A 22,138-nucleotide genomic window follows, 5' to 3' on the forward strand; every position below is an offset into this window, starting at 1 on the left:
GGGCTACGCTACACCCCGAAAAAGGTATCACCTTTGCTTTGTGTGACACAAATATACGCTTCTTATGCATGTTTTGCAAGCATTACCATAAAAATAAAACTAATTAACTGATATATTGACCATTATTAATATTTAATTTTAAAGTTAAATACACAGACTATTATACCATACACAAAATTCAATCTGTCGATTTGCTTTTATCATTTCTAAACATCCCAAATAGGTTTTTACAACGATGATCAAACAGTAAAAAAAAAGACAAGCAATTACCAAGAAACATTATCAATAAAAGTTTATGAGATAAAATTATCCATTTAGTTATTCAAACATAACGTATTCTGTTATTTTCCTCAAGAGTCAGCAAAAAATAAAAATCAAAACCAAATTTAAATAAATTTGTAGCCTATCGGTTAATAACACTCAAGTATTTACTACTTTTTTGTTAAAAAATCATTACCAAATTACCTTTATCATTAAATATATAATAAAAATTAACTACTTTTATTCCAACATAACAACCCTCCTATCAAAACCACAAAGATTTTGATGTTTGTTATGGGATCTCCTGCTATTATATGTTCAAATTCATCAATGCATGAAAAATTTAACCATTATTGGATTAACACCTTTTGAAAAGCCTGACGTCAATCTTATGCCCAAACTCCATCAGGCGGGGGCATTTCCCGTATTAAGTTTGGGGTACGACTTAGCCTGCGCTCAGGAAGCACTGAATCAACTTGATCAGACTGCTGTATTTAATTATGGAATTTATTTTCCAGATGACAAACTTCTGTCCCTTCATATTCCGGAAAAAGTGAGTGTCGTCATTCTTCCTTTCGGAACTCCGGCTCCCAAAGCCCCGCAACTGTCCATTGTGTATCAGGTCAGCAGTCTCGAAGAGGCCATTCAAGCCCAAAAACTTAATGCAAAAGGAATTATCGTCAAAGGAAATGAAGCCGGAGGCTTGGTCGGCTATGAATCCACATTTGTGCTCTTCCAGCGCATTATCAAAGAAATCCAGTCCATCCCCGTATGGGTACAAGGCGGCATAGGTCTGCATACCGCTGCTGCAGCGAAAGCCCTCGGTGCCACTGGAATCGTATTGGACAGTCAACTTGCTCTTTTCCCGGAGTGTTCCATTCCACAGGAATTTAAAACACGCTGTGAAAAATTAAACGGAACAGAAACTAAGGTGATCGCGAACCATCGTGTACTGGTGCGGCCAAACTCACCTGTACTATCTGACCAGGTCGATGCCTCCGAACTCAGCAGGTATTTTACTGACTTAAATCCAGCAGTCAGCTATATCCCTATGGGACAAGACATTTCCCTAGCCATCGATCTTTACGAAGATTTTAGGACCTTGAAAAAACTTGTTTTTGGGTTTCAAGAGGCGATGTATGGTCATTTAAAACAGGCCAAAGCCTTGCGCCCCATCGACGGAAATAATGCGTTAGCGAAACAGCTTGGCCTACGTTACCCGATCGCACAAGGCCCCATGACCCGTGTCAGTGATGTGCCTGCTTTTGCCAATGCTGTGGCAGAAGCCGGCGCACTCCCCTTTGTCGCGCTATCTCTGCTTCGCGGCGAACAGGCCAAAGCCTTGGTCATGGAAACCAAACAGCTTGCAGGAAACAAAACCTGGGGAGTGGGGATTTTAGGCTTTGCACCACAGGAATTGCGTGAAGAACAGTGTGCTTATATTCTAGAAGCAAAACCTCCCGTTGTTCTGATTGCCGGTGGTCGTCCCGCACAGGCTAAAGTCTTTGAAAAAGCAGGTATAACAACGTTCCTGCACGTTCCTTCCCCAGCACTGCTCGACATGTTCCTCAAAGAAGGCGCAAAAAATTTCATTTTCGAAGGTCGCGAATGCGGTGGTCACGTAGGGCCTCTCTCAAGCACTGTACTCTGGGAAAAACAGATTGAACGTATCTTAAAAGAAGATCACCCGGAACAGATCAGCGTCTTCTTTGCCGGCGGTATCCACGATGCGTTTTCTACGGCATTTGTCTCCATTATGGCAGCTCCTTTAGCTGCGCGTGGTGTAAAAGTAGGCGTACTGATGGGAACTGCATATCTTTATACACATGAAGCGGTAAGCAGCGGAGCTATTCAGGAAGAATTTCAGAGACAAGCTATGCAAGCCAAAGATACCGTTCTACTGGAGACCGCACCGGGTCATGAAACACGTTGCCTAAATACCGCTTTTGCCCAACATTTCAACCATGAGAAAGCCAAACTATTGACTGCAGGCATAGATAAGAAAGAAGTCTGGGAAAAACTCGAAAAATTAAACGTCGGTCGCCTGCGTATCGCTGCTAAAGGTCTCGACCGTCAAGGCGATCAACTGGTCAACATCCCCAAGAGTGAACAACTGGATCTGGGTATGTATATGATCGGCCAGATTGCAACCATGCAGAACCAGGTGATCTCCCTAGACACGCTGCACCAACATGTCGGCATTGGCAATCAGCAGTATATCCATGAAGCAATATTATCGGAAGAACCGCTTTCCAGCGAAAAACCGTTGGATATCGCCATTGTCGGGATGGAATGTATCTTTCCTGGAGCCAAAAATCTAGAAGAATTTTGGCGCAATATCATCCTTGGAAAAGATAGCGTTACCGAAGTGCCGGATGAACGCTGGAACAAAGATATCTACTATCAACCTAACACAGACGGCCCCGATGTGTCCCACTCGAAATGGGGTGGTTTTATTCCGAAAATTGATTTTGATCCACTAGCTTTCGGGATTCCGCCGCAATCCCTCGCCGCCATTGAACCGACACAGCTACTGACTTTATTGGTTGCCAAACGTGCTATGGAAGATGCCGGTTATGGCGAAAAACAAATCAACCGCGAAAATATTTCTGTTATCATCGGCGCCGAAGGTGGTAATGACCTTGCCAATAGCTACAGCTTTAGAGGATACTACAAACAGGTATTCGGAGAACTTCATCAGGAAGTGAAAGAAGCTTTTCCCCATACGACCGAAGATTCCTTCCCCGGTATTCTAGCGAATGTCATTGCCGGCCGAATCACCAACAGACTAGATCTTGGCGGCCGGAATTTCACTGTTGATGCCGCCTGTGCCTCATCTCTCGCGGCGATTGACCTTGCTTGCCAGGAGCTTATCCTTGGTAAATCGGATATGGTACTTGCGGGTGGAGTGGATCTCCATAATGGGATTAACGATTACCTGATGTTTTCCAGCACTCACGCACTCTCACGCAAAGGACGATGCGCTACATTTGACAGCGAAGCGGATGGTATCGCTCTGGGCGAGGGGGTAGCCATATTGGTACTCAAGCGTTACGAAGATGCCATACGTGATGGTGACCGCATCTACTCAGTCATCAAAGGTGTCGGTGGTTCCAGCGATGGTAAAGCGCTAGGACTTACAGCTCCGCGAAAAATCGGTCAGGTACGGGCCTTGGAACGGGCCTATAGCCAAGCGGGTATCAGCGCAGCATCTGTTGGACTGGTCGAAGCCCATGGTACGGGCACAGTGGTCGGTGATAAAACAGAGCTGAGCGCACTGACAAACTTATTCAGCCGTTCAGGAGCACTACCGGCACAAACGCATTTAGGTTCAGTCAAAACGCAGATCGGCCATACAAAATGCGCCGCGGGATTAGCAGGATTGATCAAAGCTTCCCTGGCTGTATTTCATGGTGTAAAACCACCGACACTCCATCTCCAACAGCCAAATGCATATTATAACGCACAAACTAGTCCTTTTGCTTTCCATGCCGAAACTGGCTTATGGGGAGAAAAAAGACGTTATGCCGGCATCAGTGCTTTTGGTTTTGGCGGGACGAATTTCCATACCGTTATTGCAAACCATCCGCAGGAGGATAGTACAATCACATTGCAATCATGGCCATCGGAACTGTTCGTTTTTCGTGGCGATAACTACGACGAAGCTAAGGAACAATTGGGTCAGGTAAAAGCACTTTTAGATATCAACGATAGCCTCCCGCTAAAAGATATCGCCTACAGCTTAGCCATAGTTTCGGAAAAAGCGATCCAGCTCAGTATTGTTGCCGATACCGCCGAAGACCTGATGATGAAAATCGAACTAGCATTATCTGGCATTGAAAGCAAAGACACCTTTATTGTCAATAAACGCGAAGGTAAAACAGCATTCCTGTTTCCGGGACAGGGCAGTCAGCGCATCAATATGGCTCGTGATCTCTTTGTGGTATTCCCCGAAATGCGGAAACTTATTGCTCAATATCCTGAACTGGAAAAAGTGGTCTTTCCTTCAAGTACGTTTGATGCCGAATCCTTAAAACAACAAAAAGAAACCATTAAAGATACACGTCTGGCACAACCACTTTTGGGTATTGTCGATTTAGCTTTAGCGAAATTTCTCCAGTCACTGGGTATCATCCCGGATATGCTGGCTGGACATAGTTACGGCGAGTTACCGGCACTATGTTTCGCAGGTGTATTTGACGAAGATCAACTAGTCGAACTGAGCAGCAAACGTGCCCAATCCATCCTGGATTCGGTAGAAAATGGCGATCCCGGTGCCATGGTTGCTGTTCATGCAGATGCCGAACGGTTGAAGACGCTCCTCGATCGTGTCGAAGGCTGTTATCCTGTGAATTACAATTCACCGACACAATGTGTTGTCGCAGGTAGCACAGCAGCCATCGGGAAACTGCTGGAGCTGTTAAAACAGGAACGTGTCTCTGCCAAAAAACTGGAAGTGGCCTGTGCTTTCCACAGCCCTTTGGTCGCCAGATCGAAGGAGCTTTATGCAGGTGTATTAAAGGATGTTCCTTTCCGTGAAATGCAAATGCCCGTATGGTCAAACACAACTGCAGGTTTGTATCCTACTACCGCATCAGAAATAAAGATCCAACTAACAAATCATCTGGTCCAGCCTGTCCGCTTTGTTGAGGAACTCCAGGCCATGTATGCAGATGGCGCAAGGATATTTATTGAGGTAGGCCCGGGCAAGGTGCTGACAGGCCTGACCAAATCCTGTCTGGAGCAAGATCAATTGACCTTATATGTGGAGGACAACAACCGCAACAAACTCACGCACCTCCTCTGTATGTTTGCGCAATATTTAGGAACTGGCCGCAATTTCACTATTGACAAACTTTTTGAAGGACGTCAGGTTCAGCCTATCCAGCTAGATCAGCCAAACTTATATAAGAAAAACCCTACTATCTGGCGTGTCAATGGACAGGCTGCCTATCCAACAACAGGAACTTTACCGGTCAATGGCGCATTGCCAATAATAAGCCCCATTAAAATGAGTAACCTTAATAATCCTATGGCCGCAACAACAGCTGCACAACCAGCTGCAGAACGTATGCTGCAAGAATATTTGAACAGCATGAAAATGCTGATCCAGGCACAACGTGATGTCATGCTTTCCTTTTTGGGACAAAACCCACAAGTGGCACCGATGCCGGTCTATTCGAACCCAACGGTAAATGGAACCACAGATCGTTCTGCTCAGATTCCGGTACAACCTGCTCTCAGCGAAAGTTCCGCTGTCGCAACAGCCGTACAAACAGCAACTAAAGACATTAAAACTTTATTGTTACAGGTGGTAAGCGACAAGACCGGCTATCCCCATGAAATGCTGGGCATGGAAATGGATCTGGAAGCGGATCTCAGTATCGATTCCATCAAACGGGTCGAAATTATCGGAACACTGCGCACTGAGCTCGGAACATTAAGGTTCGATGATGCATATGAAGACACGATCATGGAACAATTGGCCGCCATAAAAACCTTGAATGGCCTGGTTTCCTGGTTAACGGAATTCAGCGGCGCAACAGGGGAACCGGCAATAGGCATTCCAACAGGAGTACCAACAATGGAAATAACATCTGCAAACAGATCTTCATTCTCCCTTCCGGAACTACAGACAGCAATCCTAAATATTGTCAGTGAAAAAACCGGTTATCCAAAGGAGATGTTAGGATTGGACCTGGACCTCGAAGCGGACTTGAGCATAGACTCGATCAAACGTATGGAAATCATTGCCGAACTAAAAACCAAAATCGGTTTTGGTGAGGACCTTGAACAGGCCGAAGATCTGATGGAAACCCTCGCAGCTATTAAGACCCTTAACGGTCTTGCTTCATGGATCAGTGAAGTCAGTGATACCGCTCCGGAACAGAACCTCTTATCCAGACTTCGTTTTGATCTGACACCTACAGATACTGCTTCAACACAGAATACTGAAATTCTGCAAGGCAAACGTTTTGCCCTTGCTCCGGATCATGGGCTACAGACCTTGGCTATCAAAAACATGCTCGAAAAACATGGTGCTATTGCGGAATTGGTCAATCCGCAAAATGATCTTGCCGTCTTCGATGGACTGATTATCTCCGACATATTTTCAGCGAAAATCCAACATAATATTATAGACCAAGTTGATCTGATCAAAAAAATGAATCTGGATCGGGCCAAATGGGTCTATTTAATCTCAGACATCCCGGCACATGTCACAAAAGCAAACGATACACATGCGCTACGTCATTACCAGGGTTACCCAGGATTATTTAAAAGTCTGGCCCGTGAGTTTGAACAGACCAGCTGTCGATTGATCAGTTTAAACACGCCACAGGAGACGGATCAAATTGCAGAAATTGCACTAAAAGAAATCTTAACGACAGATAAAACCGTAGAGGTTATCTATAAAAATGACCAACGACATACCATCGATATTATTCCTTCGCCCCTATCAACAGGCAACGAAGAAGTGCAAATCCAACTGGATCAAAAATCTGTTGTCCTTGTACTTGGTGGCGGACAGGGTATTACTTCCGAATTGGTAAAACACATGTCAGCCTCCTATCCCTGTACCTACATTCTTGTGGGTAGATCAATAGATCCGAGAAAAGATACGCCTATTGCAAAAGAATTGGAGACGATGACCTCAAAGGAACAGATCAGGGCCCACCTCATTCAATCGGGGCTATTCCATGCTCCGGCACAAATCGAGAAAGAGACCCTACGCATCTTTAAAAACAATCAGATTCTGCGGACGGTCCGTGATATGGAGCAACTGGGAAACACCGTCGTTTATGAGTCGTTGGATCTCTGTGATGAAGCTGGATTAACCGCCTTACTCCATCAGATCTATGAGCAATATGGACAGCTCGATGGTGTTATTCACGGTGCCGGGCTGTTGGAAGATAAGCTCTTCAAGCAAAAGACAACCAGCTCCTTCGGACGTGTCTTTGACACCAAAGTAAAACCACTGCGCGTGCTGGCCGAACAACTGCGTTCAGATTGTCAATTCGTCGTCCTGTTCTCCAGTATAGCATCTGTTTATGGAAACAAAGGCCAGACAGATTATGCTGCAGCAAACAGTGTTTTGGATGATTATGCCAATGTATTGAATAAACGCCTGAAAGGAAAAGTTCTTTCAATCAACTGGGGACCATGGAAGGGTGCCGGTATGGTTTCACAAACTTTGGAGACAGAATATGAACGTCGTGGCATCTCCCTGATTCCTTTGGATGAAGGAAAAGAAATTTTCCTTAATGAGATCAAGTACGGCACGGACAGCCAAGTTTTAATTATGTCAGGCAAAAATTGGTAAACCGTCACATCCATTGATTATGAAGAAAACAGATGTTGCCATCGTTGGTTTATCCTGTGTCTTTCCGGGAGCACAGGATGCCAATATGTTCTGGCAAAATATCGTCAATAAGGTTGATTCTACCGAATTTGCGCCGGCTGATCGGATTGACCCGATCCATTTTAGTGGAAGTCCGGGAACCGTGGACCGCTTTTATTGCAAACGTGGTGGTTTTATTTCGGACTATGTTTTCGATCCGACAGCATTTGGCATATTGCCCCTCGCTGTTGAGGGTACCGAACCCGACCATCTGCTCACGCTTGACCTGGTACAGAAAGCATTGGAAGATGCCGGCGTATTCCAAAAGCAAAAATCCCTGGAAAGGGCAGGAATTGTGATCGGAAAAGGAAATTATACTGGTCCTGGTGCTACGCGTGCTATAGAAATCGTACGCACGGGCGAACAGATTTCGTCACTTTTACAGGAACTTTTACCGCAGGTTCCTTCGGCTGATATCGAAAAGGTAAAGCAAGCATTCCAGGAACGCAAGGGGCGCTTTGCCGCTGATACGGCCATGGGTTTAATCCCCAACCTTGTTGCCTCCCTTGTTGCCAACCGCTTCAATCTAGGCGGCGTAGCCTTTACGGTAGACGCAGCTTGCGCCAGCGCACTAATCGCGGTGGACCATGCGGTGCAGGAATTGCAGCGTGGCCGTAGTGACCTAATGATTGCCGGTGGCGTACATACAGGGCAAAATGCTGCTTTTTGGAGTATCTTTACACAATTGGGAGCCCTTTCCCACAACCAGCAGATCAAACCATTCAGCATGGATGCCGATGGCTTACTAATCGGTGAAGGCTGTGGTTTTGTTGTATTAAAGCGGCTTGAAGATGCTATACATGACCAAGATAAAATCTATGCTGTCGTCAAAGGGGTCGGCGTGAGCAGCGATGGTCATGGCACAAGTCTCATGAGTCCGTCCGTTAAAGGTCAGCTAAAGGCACTACAACAGGCTTGGAAAAATGCTGAACTGGACGAAAAACAGATCGGTTACCTAGAAGCACATGGAACCGGAACTCCACTTGGGGATAAAACAGAGCTGCAGACCTTAGCGCAATTTTTTGGTCAGGTTGTGGCTGCGCCTGCTGCTGGAATCGGTTCGGTCAAATCCAATATTGGTCATGCCATGCCTGCGGCAGGAATCGCGGGGCTGATAAAAACTTGTTTGGCGCTTCATCACGATACATTACCGCCGACGCTTTATTGCGAAAATCCGACCGCTGATATGCAGACAACGCGATTTGCACCCGTGCAAGAAGCAAAAAGCTGGTCAAAGACAGGTCTACCCAAAGTGGCAGCAGTCAATGCTTTTGGTTTTGGCGGTATCAATGCACATGTGGTATTAACGGGTTACGATATGCCGAAAAAAGATCCAGTATTGTTACTTGCCCGGCCAACACATGCGGAACTGCTTGCGGCCTTACAGCATAACGACACAGCAGTAGGTGAAGGCAATTATCGTCTCGCTCTATTTGACCCAACACCGGAACGGATTGAAAAAGCAATCAAAATTGTCGCTAAAGATAGGGACTGGCGCAACAAACAAGATATTTGGTATACCTCTATGCCATTATTACAAGAGGGAGGCAAGGTCGCCTTCGTCTTCCCGGGGTTAGATGGCTTAGCCAAGGGAGAGGTAGACTCGGTCAGCCGCTATTTTGGATTGACAGCGCCCATACAAACGGAAGGTGAAGGTTTATTGAACGATGCACTGGATATTTTCAATGCCTGTAGCATCCTTGATAATTCCCTCAAAAAACTGGGGATCTATCCTGATATGAACGCCGGACATAGTTTGGGCGAATGGCTCGCCGGCTACTCTTCGGAGCTGGCGGAAGCAAGTTCGGTCAAAGATCTTATTGATGTACTTAACCCGCAGACATTTGAACTCAAGGATTCCAAGTTTATTGCCATCGGAACAGGCCTTGCGGAAATCACCCCTCTGATTGCGGATATCGCCAATATTTATGTTTCCAATGACAACTGCCCACATCAGGTCATACTCTGTGGCAGTAATGCGGCTTTGGATGAGCTTGTCCCCCTATTGAAGGCAAAGCAGATATTTCATCAGATCTTACCGTTCCAGTCGGGTTTTCACTCACCTTTTGTAGCAGACAAACTTGACCTGATCCTGGCAGGCATGGAAAAAGTGCAATTTCAGCAGACCAAGATCCCTCTGTGGTCAGCGACAACATTAATGCCTTACCCATCGGACCAACAGGCTATCCGACAATTGAGTGCTGAACACCTTGTCGAGCCAGTCCGTTTTCGTGAGCTGACGGAAAAGCTATATGAAGAAGGTGTTCGTTTCTTCATCCAGGTGGGTACCGGTGGATTGATCGGTTTTATTGACGACACCTTAAAAGGAAAAGCATTTAGCACATTGGCCTCCAGTGTCACAACGCGTTCGGCGCTTGCCCAGTTACAACGTGTCGTCGCCGCTTTGTTTGTGGAAGGTAAAACGGTCGCGCTGGATTTTCTGGCGTTACAAAACCACACAAAAAAAGCAGCAAATAAAGGGATGACGTTGCAGCTTGGATCACCTATTGTCCGCGATTTTGAGGCGCTCAAAAATTTAGGAAAATCTTTGGGGACAGCCCAGGCTCAATTGAACGCAAATACCGTTGTAAAAGACAACCATCCTTTGGTACAGACATTCCGGGAGAATATCGCCGATATGATCAGGATGCAAGAGGAAGTATTAAATCTCTTCCAAAATAGGCCACAACCTGCTTTTGTCTCGGTTGTAGCGCCACCTGCTGTCTTAGAGAAACCTGTAAGTACCCATTTCTCAAATAAACTACAGATCAATCTGGAGAGCCATCCCTACCTGATCGACCATAGTCTACTAAGGCAGCCACAGGGATGGTCAGAGGTTGCCGATATGGAACCTGTGATTCCGATGACCATGATCTTTGAATTGCTAGCTGAAATGGCACAGGCGGAGCAATCCGACTCAAAAATCCATAAAATCATGCAGGTAAGTGTGTTTCAATGGATGAACGTAGCCAAACCTTTTGAAAAAACAGTTAAGGGTGAATGGCGCACTCCACAACGCGCCTATCTGGATATTGAGAATTTTGCAAATGCGGAGGTAGGCTTATCAACCGTATATCCCCCACCGCCAAGCTTTGACCTTTCCATCGGCGAAACCTTACCTATTGCACGTACTTCTGAAGAGATTTATGAGAAGCATATGTTTCACGGAACAGCTTATCAAGGGATTATGGAGGTAACTGCCGTAGGTAAAAAAGGGATAACAGGTAAGATCAAAGGCAATGGCGGCAAAGGCTCTTTACTGGATAATGCCGGGCAACTGTTTGGCTTATGGCTGCAGCTCACGCTGACAAAAGATCGCATTGCGTTCCCGGTCAAAATTAGGGAAATTGAATTTTTCGACGATATACATAACCAAGAAGGTCTATTCGAATGCACCTGTATGTTGACGGAGCTAAACGATGAGTTTGCTATCGCAAACATTACGCTCCAACGAAACGGAAAAGTATGGTGCGCAATCCGTGGCTGGCAAAATAGACGGCTGGAAATCGATGAGGCACTCTGGAATGTTTCCATGTCACCGTTGCACAACCGTCTCTCAACGGAAATCGCACCAGCTGTTTTCTTCTTTCACCAGGCTTATACGCGTGTCGCTTCCTGGGACTTTATTCTGAAACGTTATTTCAACCAAACGGAAAAACAGCATTACCAACAGTTGCTGCCCAATCGCAGAAAAAGTTGGATGGTAAGCCGTGTTGCGGTAAAAGACGCGGTAAGACAGCTTTTAAACCGTCAGAAAAATCATCCCTGTTATCCGATTACGTTTGAAATCCGCTCAGACGAAGTAGGCAAACCTTATCTTTTGGGCGATATGACAAACGATATTCATATCTCACTGGCTCATAAAGGTAAGGATGCTGTGGCTATAGCCCGGAAGGACAAACCGGTTGGCATTGACATGGAAGTCATCGAGGAACGGAGTGCCGGTTTTTACCCACTGGTTTTTACCGATGCGGAAATGGAATTGCTCAAAGGCAGAGAGCAGGCCGAATGGACAACCCGTTTTTGGGTAGCGAAGGAAGCTTATGGAAAATTCCTGGGCACCGGCTTAAAGGGTAACCCCAAAAGACACGAAGTAAAACGTATCGAGGGAGATCATCTCTGGATCAATCAAATAGAAATAAAAACGATCAAACACCAAAATTATATTATCGGATGGACACTGTAAACACGACACTAAAATTAAATCATGAAGAATTATTCGCTTTATTAAAAGGCTTTATCACAAAGGTTATCGGCGAAGAATTTGTTGAAGAGATGGATATCACGCCGGAAAGCTCCTTTACAAAAGATCTCGAAATGGACAGCATTGAAATTGTTTCTTTTTCCGAGAAAATCAAAGCACATTTTGGTGAGCAGATTGATTTTACCGGCTGGTTATCTTCGATGGACCTGGATCAACTAATCAATCTTGACCTCCGTATGATCATCAATTATATCTACGAATGCCAATAATTACGGTCAACAACAGGAAAGTTCACATACAAGAACTTAACAAAGGCGCTGAACATACCGTGGTACTGATCCACGGTATGTTCAGCAACCTCTCTATTTACTATTTTAATATTGCCCCAGTCCTGGCGCAGCATTTTCACGTCGTCATGTATGACCTCAAAAGTCATGGCATGAGCGACCGTGCATTGGAAGGCTATGATCTTGAAAATATGTCATCCGATCTAATTGCTTTGTTGGATACGCTACAGCTTAAAAACATCCATCTGTTAGGATATAGTTTTGGTGGACTTATTGCACTTAAGACGGCATTGCGGATGCCTAAGCGTGTGGAAAAGTTAGTCGTTATGGAAGCTCCGGATCCGCAGGATGAAAAAGCACGCAATATTATAGATGAATATAGCAAGGAGTTTTTGGAGCATTATATCGCAAATTTTACCGATACGACGAAAATGAAAATGGGTAAGCGACAGTTTGAAAAAAACCATCGCCTCTACGAATTTTTATTCAATCAGACGAGCATCAAAGCCGATATGATCAAGGAGAAATATTTCCTTCATGAAATAGATGCAACGGCGTTGCTACCATCTACCCTGTTGCTGTATGGAGATGTTTCCAATTGCAAGCCAACGGGCGAATGGCTACAAACAAAAATCCCCGGTGCACAGCTGGAGCTTATTCCCGGAGACCATAATATCCCCATACAAGAACCTATACGGATAGCTGAAACTATCGTTCATTTTTTATCTAACCCTTTATTACAAAACCATGGCTAAATTTGTGTTTGTTGTCCCCCCACTGACAGGTCATGTCAATCCGACGTTGAGCATTGGTGCTGAACTTTTGGAAAGAGGACATGAGGTGGCCTGGATCAGTCTTGACAAAAACTTAACCGATAAACTTCCGGCTGGAGGGAAGCTATTGCTTATTCAGTATGACCAGACCGATGAAGAAAAAAAAGAAAGTGAACAATATCTCGATATTATTTCAAAAAAGATTGTTTATGGTATTGATAGCATTAAATTTCTATACGAAGATGTGCTTATTCCTTTAAATAGACATTGTTATAAAGGTATTCTTGACTTATTAGAAACATGTGCACCCGATCTCGTCATTGGTGACCATCAGTTATTCGCCGCTGCTGTTGCGGCAAAAAAACTGGGATTTCGTTATGCGACTACTGTAACGGCTCCCGCAGCTATTAAAATTGTTAGTGAACTCCCAAAAGTGCACGAATGGGAAGAAAAACAGATCGTTGCTTTACAACAGGAACTAGGTGTAACCGGAAACAAGTCCTTGGATTGCTCGGATCTGCTTACACTTGTCTTAACATCCCGTTATTTCTTTGGAGAGATGGACCTCGCCCCAAACTGTCATTTTACGGGACCTGTCCTGTCCGAACGTCGGATATCCGTGGGATTTGACTGGGATAAACTGCATACCAGTAATCGAAAAAAAATCCTGGTCAGTATCGGTACCACTTTTGATCATGATCATAAGAAAGCATTTTTCCAAAAAGTAATCGATGCGTTTGCCGGCGAGGACTTGACTGTCGTCGTTGTTTCAGATCCGCAGCTATTTGAATCCTGGCCCCAGAATTTCATGGTTTATCAACACATCCCACAACTGGATTTGTTACCGCATCTGGATGCAGTCGTATGCCATGGCGGCCATAATACCGTTTCCGAAACTCTTTCACAGGGTCTGCCACTTGTGGTCATCCCGATCGCTTACGACCAGTCGCATGTAGCTGGCCGCGTAGTGCGTACCGGCGCCGGTGAACGACTGAATTTCAATCGCTTTAAAGCGCATCATTTAAAAGATAGTGTCCATACGGTCCTCAGCAATCCATCCTACCGCGAAGCGGCACAAACTGTTCGCCAGTCTTTTAGGGAAGCCGGAGGCACAAAATCTGCAGCAGACTTATTGGAAAAGGCAGCTGTTTCTGTTACCCCTAGGGCGGAAATGCCTGCGAAGTTCCTCATCGTTGTACCACCATTTTTCGGACATATCAGTCCAACGTTAAGCGTTGGTGCGAGCCTCCTTGCCCGTGGGCATGAAGTCCGGTGGTTTGGTATTACCCCTTTGGCAGATCATCATATCCCTGCAGGTGGAAGTTATATCTATCCTGAAGCGGATCTGGTTCCTTTTCAGGAGGAACTCCAACAGTTATTGAAACGTCAGGACGATGGTCCTTCCTGTTCAGGCCCCGAAGTCATGAAACTGGCACTGGAAGAAACCTATGTCCCGATCGCAAAAATGATGATACCGGGATTGGAACGTCTTCTCGGCCAATGGCAGCCCGATGTGATCGTAAACGACTGCATTACCTTTGGAGGCGCGCTATTCGCACATAAACATCAGATCCCTTGTGTGACAACAACCCCTGTTCCTCCGGACGTCATGGGTGACACGGAAAAGAATGCACCTAAGATATTTGAATGGCAGCAAAACCTTATAAAAGATCTTCAGAAGGCCGTAGGAATTTATGACGATGGCATCTTTATACACTCTCATCAGCTCAACCTGATATTTACGTCACAAGCTTTCGCCGGCTTTGAAACAGTACCGCCACACATGAAATTTGTCGGACCGGTCAAAGGTCGTCCAAATAACACTCCTTTTGACTGGGAACGTTTGGCAGCAAGCAGTACTCCGAAGATATTTGTATCCTTAGGTACACTACTCGTGGATATTCGAAAAGCATTTTTTGGTAAACTGATCGAGGCTTTCGCAAATGAGCCGGTGACAATTATTGCGGCTACTCCACCGGAAATATTCGACGAATGGCCTTCCAATTTTATCGTGAGCGGCTTCGTTCCCCAATCCGCTCTGATGCCACAGATGGACATGGTTATCTGCCACGGAGGCTTCAATACGGTGAACGACACGTTTACAAACGGTCTGCCCATGCTGATCACACCGATTGCGTATGATCATTTTCATACGGCCAAACTCATTGAGCAGGCCGGATGCGGATTGAGTATCCGGTACAAACGCATGCGCATTGACACCCTACGCGACACTGTATTTGAGTTATTGAATAACCCCAAATACAGAAATGCCGCTAAGGAGGTACAAAAAACTTTTCAAACAGCTGGTGGCAACGATCAGGCTGTAGCGCTATTGGAAGGCTTTGTAAAACAAGAATGTTCGACGTTGACACAGGTATAGGCTATGAAAAGAAAACTACTATTTGGTGAACGCATGCTGCTGGGGGATGGAACCGAACCCTTCAATGCCGTTATTCCTTTTCGGCTACGTGGTGTTTTCAACGAAGAGGACATTCGATATGCCCTGAGCCGCCTTCAGGAAAAACATCCTTGGCTACGGGCACTCATCCAGCATGATGACAGGAATATACCTTGGTTTCAAGTTCCGGAACGAACCATATCGATTCCGGTACGGTTCGTAAACCGACAAAGTGAAGATGACTGGCAGGAAGAGTCCAAAAGGGAATGGCATTCGACTTTCGATTATCAGTCCAAACCGCTAATCCGATTTGTCTGGATAAGGGGTGAGGATGTTTCGGATATGCTATTTGTATTTCATCATTGTCTGTGTGATGGCGGTTCGGCCATGGCATTATTACATGAATTTTTAAAGGTGTTGGACAACCCTACTGCGGAGATCGGGCTGGAAAATCCTATCCGTGGTATTGAAGATGTCGTACCGGAACATATCTTACAGAGTGGTAAGAAGCGATTTAAGGCAAAAACAATCGGTCGATTAGCAGCTTTAGCGATTAAATGTATTCCGGTCGGCAGAAAAGCGATCGATCGACAGACCGACTATTTAATTCATTGGAAGCTGGACGAAAGCACCAGCAGGCAACTTATTTCTTATTGCAAGTCGTTGGATGTCACTGTTAACACATTTCTGGGGGCTACGGTCTTGGAAGCATTCCATAGCGTACGTGGTTCGTCAGCGTTCAATAAAATTTCCTGTCCCGTAGATATCCGACGTTTTGCGCCACAGATAAAAGATGACCATATTTTTGCGTTCGGATTGATGATTGTCATGTCTTCGAACCAGAAGATGAGCTTTTTGGATAACCTCCGGTTGATGCAGGATGAAGTGGAACGCAAAACAGCGAAACTCAATCCTTATATCACCATGATGGTGATGGAATCGGCCCATGATGCGCTGAAGAACTTTACCAAACTCTTAAAACGGGGTAAATCATCCAATGACTGTATGTTTTCTAATCTGGGCCGTATACAGATACCCGATCAATATCGCACATTCAACCTGGAAACAATCTTCAGTCCTTCGGTCATTGGTCCTTTGGGCAATACAACGACAATGGTCACCTCTACCTTTCGTGGACAAATGGATTTTTCCTTTATGGGAAGCGAAGGTTACCTCCCCTATAGTGAAGCATTGGCCATCCGGGATGTGATCATAGACCGGATCAGACAACAATTAGATTATCAGGTGGCATCATGAACGAAAGAAAACTAATGATGGTGGAACGGATCATGTATGTTGATACCGAAACGCCCTTAAACTGTGTATTTGCAGCTAAAATCAATGGGGAGATCGCTGAAGGACATCTTCGGAGCGCGCTGGCAAAAATTCAACGGAAACACCCTTTGCTCCGATCAGTCATCCAGATGGCAGATGCACAACAGCCCCATTTTGTTGTACAGGAAGACATGGAATCCATTCCACTCGTTATAGTAAGCCGTCAAACGGATATGGACTGGCTCCCCGAATCGGAACGGGAATGGTATCGCCCATTTAAAGCTGACAGTAAACCACTAGCCCAATTGGTATGGATCAAAGGGGATTCCAATTCGGAGTTGCTTTGGGTATTACCACATTGTGTCTGCGATGGAACCAGTATTGTCACGTTGATGCGGGAGCTACTTTACCTACTGGATAACCCCGATAAGGAACTCGAACCCTACCAGCTCTTTGAATCGGTTAATGACTTTCTACCACAGAGCTTCGAGCTCCGAAAAAAATCACGCAAAGCCAAGTTCTATTTACTGCTGGCGAAATTTTTCTTTTTCCTACAACGAAAGAGCAGAAAAAGAAACCAGGGGAAAAACTATGCGATGCACTGGAAACTGGATGCAGAAACAACGGCGGCCATAACCCAAGGTTGCAAAGCGCAAGGCATTACTGTCCATGCACTCTTATGTACAGCATTTATGCAAGCTTTTCGGGAGGTGCAAGGTAAGGCTGCAAAAAATAAAGTGATCAGCCCGGTTGACATCCGCCACTTTATCCCGGAAATTAAACAAGATCATATGTTCGCCTTTGCTCCGACAGTGGAACTTTCTCTAAAAAAGGGAAACGATAATATCATGGATAACGCGAAAGACATAAAAAAGGCACTCACACAAAAAATAGAAAAGATGGAAGCCCGGGAGCTGCTCTGGATGGGCGAACAGATGCATCCGCTGGTGGAACGCATGATTTCCATGTTAAAATCAAGTCCGGGAGGACATGACCTCACGCTATCCAATATGGGTAAGCTCCAAATTCCAAACGAGTACAACAACTTCACCTTGGAAACCATATACAGTCCAACAGTGGCTTTCCCCTGGTTGAATTCAAATACCTTGGTTACAACGACCTTTAATCAACAAATGGATTTTACGTTTATGTCCAATGAAGATTTTTTACCAAAAGAAGAAGCGATTAAAATAAAAGATACGGCTATTGCATTCATGACCTTGCCCCTATAGAATACACATGACGAAGTTTACGGAATCAAAGAAAATAAAAAAAACAACGCTCAGGCGATTTTTAAGAAAGCGCGCAATTTATTATATCCTCCCCAATGTTTTCTTCAATTTCCTGGTTGCTTACGCCAGCTTCCAGGAGCTGGGATATACGCACTTTTTCGCTGGTCCGCAAAGTTTGGCTCGACTGACGCTACCGATGGCCATATTTTTACCTGTTGTCCTTACAATGGATATTATCAAACGGGTGATCGCAGCCATAGAACAGGAGTCAATCGCTTTAACAGTAGACAGTGAACTGAACAGGAATAAATTTATTACGAAGCTGTGTATTATCCATGGCTTCGCAACGGGTTTATTTGTATTCCTCTGTCTCTTGCTGGCACAATATAATCTGTCTACACACTATAGGTTAAATGCAACCGCAATGGCTATTTTAGATGGGCTTCTGGCTGGTGTACTATCAATTTTATTTACATATCTACCGATACAGAAATTAAGAAAGCATTTATCGGAGCCATCATTAACAGTACAGAAAATAGAACAGAACTAATGTCTTCAAGTAAGAAGCTAATTCTGTCTAACATTTGCTACCTAAAGTCAGTATATGTTTTTGCTTCTAATTCGCTCTTATTTATTGGTGACTTTACAAAATCCTTTTCGGGTCTGTCCGGTAATTGTTTTCTCTTTTTCATTCCAAAACCAAGCTTATATCCAATATTATCGTAGGTTGTCAGGTAGACATTATCGCATTCTGTATCAGACTCACTGACATATAGCATCACATTTTTGTTAGCAATATTTTTGGTAACCCAGCTATCAGATGGATTGGTGGTTGCCCAACCAATGGTTTTAAAACTTTGATCAAAGCCTATTGGATAATTTACGTAGTTGATGAAAAAACAATAAATATCAAAATCAATATCAAAAGGAAAAGTCACGGCGAATTTTTTGTTCGACAACTTTGTCAGCCTTGGAATAGCTTGAAAACTTTCTTGATTATAAGAATTACAGAATTCCTGCAAGATTTTTTCTACGTCATTGTCATCAATATCTTCGACAATGACTAATTTATCATTAGTGACCGTTTTTGTTGGAAAGCTGTTGCCCAGAGGTCTATTGGTATTACTGATGGATTGTGTTTTTAGATTTTTGAGTTTTGTCCATAATATAAAAATTACAATTGCCACAACAACTGCATACACTACGAATAAGTATTGCTGTTTCATCTATTGTCCCGTTTTTATTTGGTCATTTAAGAATTGTCGGTAATAGTTGGTTTTGTGAGATAAATATATGTAAAGTTTTATCAGGTTTGCTTTAAAATGTGTATTTCTTTTTTAGAAATGCTACTGCTGTAGCTGACAAATTTTGGTCTTATTGACTGTTAGGATTAAACAAAAAAGCGCTAACTTCCGTTAACGCTTTTTCAATCATCAAAAATTGCTGTTACTTTTTGTTCAATTTCTGTAAACGTTCTTTTGCTGAAGGGACAATATCATCATCTTTTTCATAATTTTCAATCACACTTTTCAACGTACTCTTCGCTTGAGAAGAATTGCCTTTACGCGCATAGGTATCCGCAAGCAATACGAAGCTCTTTGCCACCCAATACTCATATGCCTCCCTATTATTGATCACATCAAAGGCTGTCTCTTGGGCTTTGTCGTACTCCTTGTTATCATACTGCAATTGCGCCACACGGTACCGTGCCTCTGCGCCTACCTCCGTTTGGCTCTTCAGAGCGGCCAGATTGAGCTCTTTCATGGCAGACACTATATTCTTGTCCTTCAGAAAAGCCCTGCCACTGTATAAGTGTGCCTTGGCAATTTCCTCCTCTGTTGCACCATCGTAAGCCTTTATAAACTGTACATATTTGGCCATCTGTTCCATATCACCGAGTTCGAAATAACAGATCATCAGGTTAGTTACCGCATAGCCATAGTGTTTTTTATATTCGGAATTTAGCTCCAATTTTTTTAGGTGGACAATGGCCTCGTTGTATTCCTTTAAGTCCAGATATAAAGCAGCCACTGTCAGCAAAGTATTCTCCGTATACTTACTTGTCCAGTCGTTCAGGATGATATTCAGATCGTGCAGCGCTTCCTGCGGATGCCCGGTCTTATACGAACTCACCCCGCGGATGTAGCGAGCATATTTTTCTTGTTTGGGTTTCGGGAATTTATCAAAATAAGCATTGATCGCCTCCACAGAGGCTCCATATTCTCCCCGGGCAAAGAGGGAATGGGCTGCCTGGAAAGCCTGATCATCCTGCTCCGCAGGACTCAAATTACCCACATTGCTACCGATCGCATACCGGATGTAGCTCGTCGCATCGCCCTGATCGAGGTAGATGTTTTCAATGAAACGCATCGCCTGCTCTGCCTCGGCGGTTCGCGCATATTTTTCCACCACCTGTTGGAAGGTGGCCTTCGCTGGTTCGGGTTCATCGTTATTATACTGTACAAGCCCAATGGTCATCAGCGCACGTGGGACATAGCTGCTGCGCGGGTACTTTTCGATCATTGCTTGCAACCCTGTGAGCGCGTTCTCATAATCGCCCATAGTGAAATAGGTGTAAGGGATCTCAAAGGCCGCGTCATCGGCATAGTTCGAAGCCGGAAATTGTTTCAGAACGGACCGCAGGGTACTGAGCTTCGTTTCATTATCGCCCTGCAATCCAAAGAGTACACCGCGTTGGAACAACGCATAGTCCTGATTGGGCGCTTTCCCGTTGATCAGCTTGTCATAGTAGCTGTTGGCCCGGCCATAATCACGTAGGCACAGATACGAGTCGCCTAGACGTGCGATCACATCATACCGTATATTTTCATCTACGGTACTTGCTCCGGCCTTCAGAAAGCGCTCAAAATAATCGGCTGCCAGCGCGAAACGGTTATTTCGGTAGGCCGCATAGGCTAGCCCATAATTGGCGTAATTATAGACCTCGTTGTTTTTTGCCGCAGGCAAGCTCAGGAACCGGGAGAAATTTTCTACTGCCTCCCCAAATTTGCGCACTTCATACATTGCCTCCGCTTTCCAGTAGGTCGCCAGAGCCGCCATTTCCGCATTGATCGGAAATTTTTCCGAACGCATAAACATGGATATACTATTTTCGAAAGCACGCTCGTTATAGAACTCCAGTCCACGGTAGTAGGTTACCTTTTGATAGATCGCATCGACTTCCTTGCCGCGTTCCTTCAGCGATTCCAGCATGCTGACCCCTGCATGAAAGTTGGTCGTCCCTCGCAGAATCTCAGCTGATAGTATTTCCGGACTTTCCTGTCTTTTGGCACCCGGATCTGCAGGCTTCACTTCCTGGGCGATATATTTCTCAAGAACTTGCTGGGCAGCCTGGGTGGAATCCATGGCAAACAGCACTTTGGCGTAGTTAAAGAGCGCATCGGCTTTCACTTGCCGGTCGAGATCCAGTTTCATCGCTTTGACAAAGGCATTTCGTGCCCCTTGCTTGTCGCCCGTTTCCAGAGCAATATGGCCCAAAGTCATGATCGAGCCCTGATAAAAGGCATCCGAAGGTTTCATCGATTCCAACATACCGCTCGCTCTTTTGTATTCGCCCGCCCCGTAAGCCAGATAGCTGATGCGGTAATTGTCGATATTGCTTTGCGAAGCGTCCGGATGACGTTTCATCAACTCATGGTAGTATGCCTGTTTATATTTTTGTTGTGCCAAATAGATGCTGGTAGCGATCTGACGCAGCTCCGTTTCGATCGCATCGCGGTTGATAAGTTGCATATTTGGACTCCTGCGCACCTTGACGGCATCGGCCAGCATCGGCCGGTAATCGCGTACGACATCAATGGAATCCATCGTCTGGACTTGCTCCGTAGTTTGTTGCCCGGGTAGCTGTTGCTTTTCTTTTTGTTGCGGCTGTTGCTTCTCTTTCTGCTGTTTCACCACTTCCTGCGCATGTCCTGTAACTAACATAGCCGAAAGTACTCCAGTAAGCAGGCATTTCAGGTAGGTGTCGCCGATTTTTTCTTTCAATATCATTGTTCGTCCGTATTTCTGAGTTTTTCCAAACGTTTCTTTGCCGAGGAGGCAATAGTGTAATCTTCCTTAGCTAGCAGAGCCAAAACTAAAGAATTCCATCCACATTGGGTAAATCGTCACGAAAAAATTGGATCCTAAAAGGCTATTTATAGGTCATATCCATCTTGTTTCCGCGATCCCCTATTCTTTTGCTTGCTATCGGCAACTGAATTGATACAATAATGGAGCCAAGAAGAAAAATAGACGGAAACAATAAAAGCCCTAACTTTCGTTAGCGCTCTTTAGTCGGGGTGGCAGG

At 44.9% G+C, this 22,138-nt stretch carries 10 protein-coding genes; 8 read left to right on the forward strand and 2 right to left on the reverse strand.

Features of this window, described 5'->3' with window-relative positions; translation table 11 throughout:
• The first annotated feature begins 595 nt into the window (after nt 1–595).
• From B4G94_RS07210 to B4G94_RS07245, 8 genes are read left to right on the forward strand one after another with little or no spacing between them, the layout of a single operon-like run.
• A complete protein-coding gene (locus B4G94_RS07210) occupies nt 596–7,582 on the forward strand; it encodes a type I polyketide synthase (RefSeq protein WP_286857990.1) in 6,987 nt (2,328 codons plus the stop codon).
• A gap of 19 nt (nt 7,583–7,601) precedes the next feature.
• Nucleotides 7,602–11,846, forward strand: a complete 4,245-nt coding sequence (locus B4G94_RS07215) for a beta-ketoacyl synthase N-terminal-like domain-containing protein (protein WP_286857991.1) — start codon at nt 7,602–7,604, stop codon at nt 11,844–11,846.
• Nucleotides 11,834–12,133: an acyl carrier protein gene (locus tag B4G94_RS07220; RefSeq protein ID WP_286857993.1), complete on the forward strand. Its 300-nt coding sequence runs from the start codon at nt 11,834–11,836 to the stop codon at nt 12,131–12,133. The genes B4G94_RS07215 and B4G94_RS07220 overlap by 13 nt, the downstream gene beginning before the upstream one ends.
• The gene (locus tag B4G94_RS07225) at nt 12,124–12,906 is read left to right on the forward strand and encodes an alpha/beta fold hydrolase (RefSeq protein WP_286857995.1); all 783 of its coding nucleotides are present in this window, start codon (nt 12,124–12,126) and stop codon (nt 12,904–12,906) included. Before B4G94_RS07220 ends, B4G94_RS07225 begins: the two co-directional genes overlap by 10 nt.
• Entirely contained in the window at nt 12,899–15,304 is a 2,406-nt protein-coding gene (locus B4G94_RS07230; RefSeq protein ID WP_286857996.1) for a glycosyltransferase, read from the forward strand. The genes B4G94_RS07225 and B4G94_RS07230 overlap by 8 nt, the downstream gene beginning before the upstream one ends.
• Before the next feature lie 3 nt (nt 15,305–15,307).
• Nucleotides 15,308–16,579 carry a condensation domain-containing protein gene (locus B4G94_RS07235; RefSeq protein WP_286857997.1) on the forward strand — a complete coding sequence of 424 codons (1,272 nt, stop codon included), beginning with the start codon at nt 15,308–15,310 and terminating at the stop codon, nt 16,577–16,579.
• On the forward strand, nt 16,576–17,829 hold the full coding sequence (locus B4G94_RS07240) for a condensation domain-containing protein (protein WP_286857999.1): 1,254 nt from the start codon (nt 16,576–16,578) through the stop codon (nt 17,827–17,829). The genes B4G94_RS07235 and B4G94_RS07240 overlap by 4 nt, the downstream gene beginning before the upstream one ends.
• 7 nt (nt 17,830–17,836) lie before the next feature.
• Nucleotides 17,837–18,379: a hypothetical protein gene (locus B4G94_RS07245; protein ID WP_286858002.1), complete on the forward strand. Its 543-nt coding sequence runs from the start codon at nt 17,837–17,839 to the stop codon at nt 18,377–18,379.
• A 37-nt stretch (nt 18,380–18,416) separates the two neighbouring features.
• Here B4G94_RS07245 and B4G94_RS07250 read toward each other — a convergent pair whose 3' ends face one another.
• Nucleotides 18,417–19,055: a hypothetical protein gene (locus B4G94_RS07250; RefSeq protein ID WP_286858003.1), complete on the reverse strand. Its 639-nt coding sequence runs from the start codon at nt 19,053–19,055 to the stop codon at nt 18,417–18,419.
• 220 nt (nt 19,056–19,275) lie between these two features.
• On the reverse strand, nt 19,276–21,840 hold the full coding sequence (locus B4G94_RS07255; protein ID WP_286858004.1) for a tetratricopeptide repeat protein: 2,565 nt from the start codon (nt 21,838–21,840) through the stop codon (nt 19,276–19,278).
• Between the last annotated feature and the right edge of the window lie 298 nt (nt 21,841–22,138).

This window comes from Sphingobacterium sp. UBA7625 (assembly GCF_002484085.1).
Classification (GTDB): domain Bacteria; phylum Bacteroidota; class Bacteroidia; order Sphingobacteriales; family Sphingobacteriaceae; genus Sphingobacterium; species Sphingobacterium athyrii.